The sequence below is a fragment of the Gluconobacter sp. genome (assembly GCF_047723935.1).
Classification (GTDB): Bacteria; Pseudomonadota; Alphaproteobacteria; order Acetobacterales; family Acetobacteraceae; genus Gluconobacter.
In genome coordinates, this window is record NZ_JBDOBO010000031.1 from 20,353 (window position 1) to 28,772 (window position 8,420).

Below are 8,420 nucleotides of genomic sequence, written 5' to 3' on the forward strand. Positions count from 1 at the left end.
GCGAGTACGTCTGACTCTTGCCGGGCATTCTCTTTCTTTTTGAAAATCAGAGTGTTGCTGTCCTCTTTCCAGGAGAGGGCAGTGAGCATTTTTTTCGTACCACAAGCGTGCGGTCACGCATTTTTAGTTTGATATTGCAAATCATTCTCAATTAGAGTGTCTCTGGTTCTGCTGATTCGGAGATTGATCATGACACGGACACCGCTTTTCCTGTCTGACCTGTGCTGCTGCGAAAGACTGGCACTCTGGAGTATCCGGTGTCTGGTCAGCCGATACCGCCTGCCGTACTGCCATGAAACCCGCACGACGGATGGCATGTTTCCGGCATCTTTCCGTCCTGTTCTCGATGCCGCGGAGCGCGCGTTCGAGGATGCCGCCCAGCATCTGAGAGAAGCCGGGCAGCCGGTGCTGGATATCAATCCGCCGGGCTCTCAGGGGCTGACTGCCATGGAGGAGCGCTTTCTCCAAGGGATCCAGACCGTGCAGAATGATGGCCAGAAGGAAGTCTTCCACCTTCTCGCCGACCTTTTTCCCGAGCGACTGATGCAGGGTTACATTGTCACGGCTCTCGCCCTGATTTCAGACTGTATGGCTGGGATCGGTCATTGGCTTCCGCGGCATGAGCGCAAGACGGCAGGGGCCGGAGCTTTGTCATCTCTGGCACGATGGAAAAAGATTCATCCGGCTGAAATGCGGGTTCTTTGGCCACGGGATATCCCTCAGGCCTGGGCGGGACGTACCCTGCACTGAATTCTGCTGAAATCTGCAAGAGACGAAATACCACAGCCTGCAGGGCTTGGATTTAAAAGCGGTCAGACCTCACCAGACTGCCCTGCAATCTGAGTGAAGTCTGGGCCAAGTAGGTGCGTGGGCTCAGTCCACGCCGACCATGACGCTGGAAGCCTTGATAACGGCATAGGCTTCCTTGCCCGCTGTCAGTGACAGTTCCTCAACAGCTTCATTGGTGATGGCACTTGTAATAATCGTCCCGTTGACGTCGATCGTGATGTGAGACGTCGTTGCGCCTTTTACGATCTATGTAATCTGACCTTTGAGCTGATTACGTGCGCTGAGTTTCATGGTGCGGTCCTTTTGCTACCCCCTTGGAGATGGGGGTGACACATTAGGACACAAGGCCTGAGGGAGTAGACAAGGCTTTTTTCGGGGATGGTCTGTGCCACCCCCAATCAGAAGCAACTTAGATATAGTGCTCGGTCAGAGGCGGAAAACCATTGAACCCGACGGAGCAGTAGGTCGAAACATAAGCGCCAGTCGCCAGGATTTCGATGCGATCTCCAGACTTTAGGCTGTTCGGCAGCGGGATGCGGTTCTTCTCATAGAGAATATCGACACCATCGCAGCTTGGTCCTGCCACGACGCAGGGGGAACGTGAGCTGTCTGTGTCGTCGCGAGACGTGCGGAATGTGTAGCGAATGGCTTCACCTTCCGTCTCCGCGAGGCCACCGAAGCGCCCGATGTCCAGATAGACCCAGCGTGGGTCTGTTTCTGCACCGCCACGACGGCTCACAAGAATGACCTCGCTCGACACTACACCGGCCTGACCGACCATATATCGGCCCGGTTCCAGCAGAACTTCTGGCTGCTCGTCAGGAAAGTGCTCGCGGAGAGCGGCCTGAATGGCGGCGCCAAATTCCTGCACAGACGGAATGTCTTCCCGATAATGGGTTGGGAAGCCGCCGCCCAGATTGATCATCTGAAGGTCAAGGCCTTCCGCGCGCAGCTCATGATAGAGGCGTGCGGCCGTAGCAATAGCGTGCTGGTAGGCGGCGATACCCGTCTGCTGGCTTCCGACATGGAACGAGAGGCCATAGGGATGCAGGCCCAGATCGCGCGCGCGGATCATCAGGTCGCGGGCGTGGGCAATTGTTGTGCCGAACTTGCGCGACAGCGGCCAGTCAGCGCCTTCGTTCTCAACGGCCAGACGGCAGAAGACACGGGCGCCTGGTGCGTTCTCGGCAATCTTTTCCAGCTCTTCCATGCTGTCCAGCACGAAGAGATCGATGCCCATGTCGCGGGCTTCCCGGATGGCACTCACCTTCTTGAGCGTATTGCCGTAGGAGATGCGATCCGGGGTAGCGCCAGCATCAAGGCACATCCGGATTTCTTCAAGCGATGCCGCATCGAAGGAGGAACCCAGAGCGACAAGGCGCTTCAGGATGGATGGCGCCGGGTTAGCCTTGATGGCGTAATAGATCTTGCCAGTTGGTAAGGCGTCGTGAAGGGCACGATAGTTGCTTTCCACAACATCGAGATCAACGACGAGGCAAGGGGTTGCCGGCTGCTGCTCGGCAAGAAAACGGGTGATTTTGGGAGTCATGACACTCTTTCCCAGAACCGGACTCGTCAGGGAACAGTGACACCCTGCGAGTGTGTTGCGAAACGGTCGAACGGACCAGCGAATAGCGGGGACCCAAAAGAAGCGGGACCCGGAAGGCCAGAACGCTTGACGTCGTTGCGTAACCTCGAGAGGGCCAGTGGCACGTGCGTTGCTGCGTGACGGGGCGTATGAAACCAAAGCCCCGCCGTTGCAAGAGCTAATTTTGCATTATTTGTGTTTTGGAAATATTGAGGGGAGTGAAATCAGGGCAAATTCGGAACGCAGAAGGTGATTTCTGCGTATGCTAGGTTCTGTCGATCTCGAGAACGGAACGACTTAATCTCGCCTGTTGCCCATAACAGGAACTGCCGAGGACCCCTGAGTGAGCTTATTTCCCGATTCTGCGTCAGCTTCCGGTCCAGCGCCAGACGCACCTTCGGAGCCTGACCGGAAAAAAATCCACCAGGACATCCAACGTGTCCATGAACTGGCGCCTGAACCCAGCGAAGAAGATATTCGCAAGGCGCGTGAACTTGGTCCTGATGCCCCGGGTACGGGAGCGAACTCCCCTCTGAGTATGCCCAGGGCAGGGTGGAAGATTGTCCTGCGCCAGGTCTTCTCGGAAGTAGGATCGTCCCAGACGTCCCTTTCTGCTGCGGGCTGCGCGTTTTATGCCACGCTCTCTCTCTTTCCGGCCATATCTAGCCTGATCTCGCTTTATGGTCTGGCGTTTGATCTGCAGACCGTTGAGCCGCAGCTTGAAGTGCTGCGTCATCTGCTGCCCCCCACAGCTTATTCGCTGATTGGCAATCGTATTCACGAGCTGGTTTCCCAGCCGCATACGTCTCTGACCATCGGGCTGATTTTTTCTGTTTCCGTCGCGTTGTGGTCCGCTTCAGCCAGTACGAAGTCGATCCTGTCCGCGTTGAATATGGCGTATAACGCCACCGAAACCCGGGGTTTCCTGAGGTTCCAGGCTACGGCTCTGGCTACGACCCTGATGGCCGTGGTTGGTGCTGCGCTGACACTGGCGCTCATGGTGGCAGCCCCTGCACTGGTGGATTATCTGCCGCGTTATCTGGGTTTCAGAAAACCACCGCCGCCGTTTGATCTTCTGGTATCGTATGGTGCACCGCTTGTTGTGCACACGCTTGCACCGATTTTGATGCTGCTGTTCGTTTTCGTAGCAGTAACTATGCTCTACCGCTTTGCCCCGAGCCGGGAGCCAGCAAAGTGGCGGTGGATCTTCCCCGGATCAGCAGTGGCGACCGTTCTATGGGTTTTAATGTCGCTCGGCTTTTCCTGGTATGTCGCGCATTTTGCGAGTTATGGCGCAACATACGGGCCCTTGGGGGCGGTTGCGGCGATCATGATGTGGTTCTTTGTGAGTGCGTACGTCGTGCTCTTTGGGGCGGAGCTGAACGCGGGGCTGGAAGAACGCATCAAAGGGGCGCAGCCCCGGATTGCCGGTCTGCCACAACCAGACCCTTTGATTGCAGAAGCCGTTACGGCTGAAAACACACCCCGCTAACCACCGGGGTACGCAAGCCCGTCTGCCGTATTATCGGTGGATGGGCTGCTTTGTGGTGTCAGATTGGTTGCCCGCAGCCTTGATGGCTTGTTCGCTCGTATCCTTGGACTCGGCTTCCGCAACTTCGCTCGCGGCATCTGACGCAGGCTTGTCAGCCATACGGGCAATGGTGACGTGGGCAGTTCCGCTGTTCAGCATCCCGATCTTCGCCGCTGCCGCATGTGAAAGATCGATGATGCGGCTATTGAATGGCCCGCGATCGTTCACTGTAACGACAACAGAACGGCCCGTATCTTCAGACGTCACCAGCAGTTTTGTGCCAATCGGCAGGGAAGGGTGTGCGGCGGTCAGATCATTTGTGTTGAAGATCGTCCCGCTACTGGTGCGGCGTCCGTGGAAATGACGCCCATACCAGCTCGCCATGCCATGCTGGGTCCAGGACGCGGCCTTGTGGGCCCGGTTTGCCAGCGCGGATCGAACAGAGGCTGCCCAGCTGGTCCGGACCGTCCCCGCTGCATCACCAGAAGAATCGTCTGCTGCATGAGCAGTCGTTCCACCTGCAATTCCGGCAAGCGCGAGTGCAAATGTCATGCTGCGCAGGGGAGACAGTCGACGGGATGAGTGAATGGCAGGCGGGGCAAATTTCACTAGACTGGTATCTTCTCCAGTGGACGAAAACGGGCTTGAGCCGTGCTTCCTAGCACAAAACCATGGGCCTGTCCCCCTTTTGAACCCTCCGAAGACGGCAGGATTAGGGCGATGACGCTTTCATGACGGCTCCGAAAGTGCTATCGCGCGGCCAGATGAAACGTCCTCTCATTGCCGTTCTGAACGGTCCGAATCTCAATATGCTGGGTCTGCGCCAGCCTGGAATCTACGGTCACGCTACGCTCGACGATGTCGAGCAGGTGTGTATTCAGGCTGCTGAACGCCTCGATGTCGCGATCGATTTCCGCCAGACCAACGGTGAGGGAGAACTTGTGTCCTGGGTGCAGGAGTGTCGCGGCCGCGCTGATGGAATCGTGATTAATCCTGCTGCTTATGGGCATACCTCGATTGCCCTGCTCGACGCGCTTCTTGCTGTTGAGTTGCCGATAGTTGAGGTTCATATTTCCAACATTCATCGCCGGGAGCCATTCCGCCATCATACCTACGTCTCGCAGGCCGCCATCGGTGTGATCTGCGGCCTCGGCGTCAGGGGATACGCGCATGCGCTTCAGGCAATAACCGACATGATCGAAGACGAAGGATGAGCCGCATGCTCGTGGACAAGGATGCCATTCGGGCATTGGCCGATATTCTGACGCAGACCGGCCTGACCGAAATCGAGATCTCCGAAGCTGATAGCCGCATTCGCGTGGCGCGCAACGTCAACGTGGTTCAGGCTGCTGCACCAGCCGTTGCTGCTGCTCCCGCCGCAGCACCAGCCGCTGCTCCTGTTGCGGCACCTCCGGCTGATCCTGCCAAGCATCCTGGTGCGGTTCCAAGCCCGATGGTGGGTGTCGCCTATCTGGCGCCGGATCCGGCTTCCCCGGCATTCGCTCAGGAAGGTCAGACCGTTTCTGCCGGTCAGACGATCATGCTGATCGAAGCCATGAAAACCTTTAACCAGATCAAGGCTCCTCGCTCTGGTACCCTGACAAAGTTCTTTGTCGAGTCCGGGCAGCCTGTTGAATTTGGCGAAGCTCTGGCGATCATCGAGTAATGATTTCTAAAGTCCTTATTGCCAATCGAGGCGAGATCGCGCTGCGTATCCAGCGCGCCTGCCGTGAGATGGGCATCAAAACCGTGGCCGTGCATTCGACGGCCGACGCCGATGCAATGCATGTGCGTCTTGCCGATGAAGCCGTCTGCATCGGTCCGCCGAGTGCACGCGATTCTTATCTGAACGTCGCTGCCATTCTGTCAGCTGCCATGATTACGGGCGCGGATGCCATTCATCCGGGTTATGGCTTTCTGTCAGAAAATGCCGAGTTCGCCGAGACTGTTGAAGAGCATGGTCTGGCGTTTATCGGCCCGACGGCGGAGCATATCCGCACGATGGGCGACAAGATTACCGCCAAGACGACCATGCGCGCGCTTGGCGTGCCGCTGGTGCCGGGCTCCGATGGGGCGCTGGTCGATATTCAGGCTGCCCGTGAAGTCGCCGAGAAGGTCGGTTATCCGGTCCTGATCAAGGCCGCTGCCGGCGGCGGTGGTCGCGGCATGAAGGTTGCGCAGACCGCAGATGATATCGAGGAAGCCTGGTCGGTAGCTCGTGCAGAAGCCCGTGCCGCCTTCGGCAATGACGAGGTCTATCTTGAGAAGTATCTCGATCGCCCGCGTCATATCGAGCTTCAGATCCTTGGTGATGCCCATGGCAACGTGGTGCATTTTGGCGAGCGTGACTGCTCCCTCCAGCGTCGTCACCAGAAGCTGCTTGAAGAAGCCGGTTCCCCGGCTCTGACGGATGCCGAACGTGAAGAAATCGGTCGGACTTCGACCGAGGCTCTGGCTCGCATGGGCTATCGCAATGCTGGCACGCTTGAGTTCCTGTATCAGGACGGCCAGTTCTGCTTCATCGAGATGAATACCCGCCTTCAGGTGGAACATCCGGTGACGGAAATGGTGTGCAGTGTCGATCTGGTGCGTGAGCAGATCCGGATCGCCGCTGGTGAGAAGCTTGGCTACACGCAGAAGGACATCAAGATGTCCGGCCATGCGATCGAGTGCCGCATCAACGCCGAAAACCCCGAAACTTTTGCGCCGAGCCCGGGCACGGTCAATGTTTTCCATGCACCAGGTGGTCTTGGTGTGCGAATGGACAGCGCCATTTACGCTGGCTATCGCATCCCGCCTTACTACGACAGCATGATCGCCAAGCTTATCGTTCATGCACCGACGCGTCAGGAAGCTATTGCCCGCATGCAGCGTGCTCTGGATGAATGTGTGGTGGATGGAGTGGAAACGGTTATTCCGCTTCATCGGAAAATTCTGGCGGATCCGACTTTCCAGAAAGGTGACTACACAATTCACTGGCTGGAAAACTTTGTCGCCGCCCAGACCAAGTCCTGAAGCGGAGATGATATGATGAGTTATGTAGAGACCATCTTTCTGGACGTTCAGCCTGGGCATATCCCGCAGGTGGTCTCTGCTCTCTCAGGTCTTGAGGGGGTAGGGGCATGGGTGACTGAAATAGGTCGCCTGAACCGGATTACTCTTCTCAGGACAGCGGATACCTACGAGGCACTCTTGGATGGTCGTCCAGACGTCCTGTCTAGCCTGCCTCATGAGAACCTGGTTCGGGTGGAGGTGACATCCTGGCGTGCCATCACACCTGTCGCCGATCCGGGCTCTTATGGAAGTGTCTATGAATGGCGCTGCTATGAGGCCAAGGCAGATGGTATGGGTGATGTTGAGGAACGTTTCCTAGCTGCTGTGCCGGAGAGAGAAGCAGTTTCGCCGCTGACGTGCACACTCGTCTCTCTTGAGGGCACACCGCGCATTGCGCATCTGTGGCCTTATGCAGACATGAATGCACGATCGGAAAAGAGGGCCGCTGCTGTGGCTACCGGAAGCTGGCCGCCAAAAGTCGCGCCGTTTCTGACGCGGATGGAAAGCGAGATTTTGCTGCCATTGGCGATTTCTCTCTGGAACTGAAGCGTTCGGTTCTTAGTGTTCGTATAAAAAAGGCGGCCTGCAAAAATATGCAGGCCGCCTTTTTTTGTTTCTGGTTCCGCGCGTTAGATGGGCGCGGGAGCTTACTTCTTGGTCGGATTTGCTGGGGCCAGTGTCGTAACGAAGTCTTCGGACACGAACACAATGGAATCCAGAGCTTCATCCAGAGCCTCTACAGCTTGTTGCGGATGGCGACCTTCCGTGAAGACAGTTGCCCGATTGATTGCACCCTGGAACGGAGCAATCGGGGCAAGAGCGAGAATGAAGTCCGCATTCTGGCCGACGACTTTCATTGTCTGGGCAGCTGAATCCGTATCACCGTTTTTCAGCTGAGCATTGGCAGATGCGACGGCTGCTTTCTGCTCTGGGGCAAGTGTCTCGCTGGCAATGAACTCACCACCTACGGGTAGCCAGTCAACCTGGCCGGAGATCGCATGATGCGTTGAGGGAAGTGGGTGCTGTGGGGCTGCGTGCAGATCGTTTTCTGCAGCCTGGAACTTCTGACTGGCCGTTGTTGCGGCTGTCAGTCGCTTCTGGGCGTCGTAGAGAGCCGGAATGGCCGCATCTGTCTGTCCGGCACTCAGGATCTGACGTGCCTTGAGAATGTCCGTAACGGCGCGTTGTCCGTCAGCAGACAGGTGATGAAATGCCCGATGGGCTTTGAAAGATTCCCAGTCCTTATGAAGAGATCCGGCATGCGCTGGCATGGCGGAGAGTGTCAAAGCTGCTGATGCAAGGATGGGAAGTAGAATTCGCATGATGAGATCCTAATGAATATAAAATCAATATCGGGAAACATAAAAACATAATTCAGAATCTATCAAATGAAAGTTGATTTATATTTCATCATTAATCCGGATCAATTTCGTTCTGATTTCCCGTGGTGGGAATTCA

Annotated in this window: 10 protein-coding genes; 6 read left to right on the forward strand and 4 right to left on the reverse strand. The window is 56.6% G+C overall.

Annotation, left to right across the window (positions count from 1 at the left end):
* Positions 1-189: 189 nt before the first annotated feature.
* On the forward strand, positions 190-750 hold the full coding sequence (locus tag ABF979_RS10735) for a hypothetical protein (protein WP_174694845.1): 561 nt from the start codon (positions 190-192) through the stop codon (positions 748-750).
* Positions 751-873: 123 nt separating this feature from the next.
* Here the strand turns inward: ABF979_RS10735 and ABF979_RS10740 are convergent, their stop codons facing one another.
* Positions 874-1,035, reverse strand: coding sequence for a TOBE domain-containing protein (locus ABF979_RS10740; protein WP_237389982.1), 162 nt, complete (start codon positions 1,033-1,035; stop codon positions 874-876).
* 163 nt (positions 1,036-1,198) lie between these two features.
* A complete protein-coding gene (locus ABF979_RS10745) occupies positions 1,199-2,338 on the reverse strand; it encodes a type III PLP-dependent enzyme (RefSeq protein ID WP_415559711.1) in 1,140 nt (379 codons plus the stop codon).
* A gap of 382 nt (positions 2,339-2,720) precedes the next feature.
* On the opposite strand from ABF979_RS10745, the gene ABF979_RS10750 reads away from it, so the two are divergent.
* Entirely contained in the window at positions 2,721-3,869 is a 1,149-nt protein-coding gene (locus ABF979_RS10750) for a YihY/virulence factor BrkB family protein (protein WP_415559713.1), read from the forward strand.
* 30 nt (positions 3,870-3,899) lie between these two features.
* Here ABF979_RS10750 and ABF979_RS10755 read toward each other — a convergent pair whose 3' ends face one another.
* Positions 3,900-4,460 carry a septal ring lytic transglycosylase RlpA family protein gene (locus ABF979_RS10755; RefSeq protein WP_415559719.1) on the reverse strand — a complete coding sequence of 187 codons (561 nt, stop codon included), beginning with the start codon at positions 4,458-4,460 and terminating at the stop codon, positions 3,900-3,902.
* A 212-nt stretch (positions 4,461-4,672) separates the two neighbouring features.
* Between ABF979_RS10755 and aroQ the strand changes: the two genes are divergently transcribed.
* Genes aroQ through ABF979_RS10775 form a run of 4 tightly spaced genes read left to right on the forward strand, consistent with a single transcriptional unit; the run spans position 4,673 to position 7,508 of the window.
* Positions 4,673-5,122 (forward strand): type II 3-dehydroquinate dehydratase, encoded by a 450-nt coding sequence (gene aroQ / locus ABF979_RS10760; RefSeq protein WP_023943307.1) that lies wholly within the window; start codon positions 4,673-4,675, stop codon positions 5,120-5,122.
* Positions 5,119-5,574 carry an acetyl-CoA carboxylase biotin carboxyl carrier protein gene (locus tag ABF979_RS10765; RefSeq protein ID WP_099213141.1) on the forward strand — a complete coding sequence of 152 codons (456 nt, stop codon included), beginning with the start codon at positions 5,119-5,121 and terminating at the stop codon, positions 5,572-5,574. The genes aroQ and ABF979_RS10765 overlap by 4 nt, the downstream gene beginning before the upstream one ends.
* Positions 5,574-6,923, forward strand: a complete 1,350-nt coding sequence (accC, locus tag ABF979_RS10770) for an acetyl-CoA carboxylase biotin carboxylase subunit (RefSeq protein WP_215750619.1) — start codon at positions 5,574-5,576, stop codon at positions 6,921-6,923. Before ABF979_RS10765 ends, accC begins: the two co-directional genes overlap by 1 nt.
* Positions 6,924-6,935: 12 nt before the next feature.
* Entirely contained in the window at positions 6,936-7,508 is a 573-nt protein-coding gene (locus ABF979_RS10775) for an NIPSNAP family protein (protein ID WP_415559715.1), read from the forward strand.
* Positions 7,509-7,609: 101 nt separating this feature from the next.
* Here ABF979_RS10775 and ABF979_RS10780 read toward each other — a convergent pair whose 3' ends face one another.
* Positions 7,610-8,284, reverse strand: coding sequence for a YfdX family protein (locus ABF979_RS10780; protein WP_064275086.1), 675 nt, complete (start codon positions 8,282-8,284; stop codon positions 7,610-7,612).
* Between the last annotated feature and the right edge of the window lie 136 nt (positions 8,285-8,420).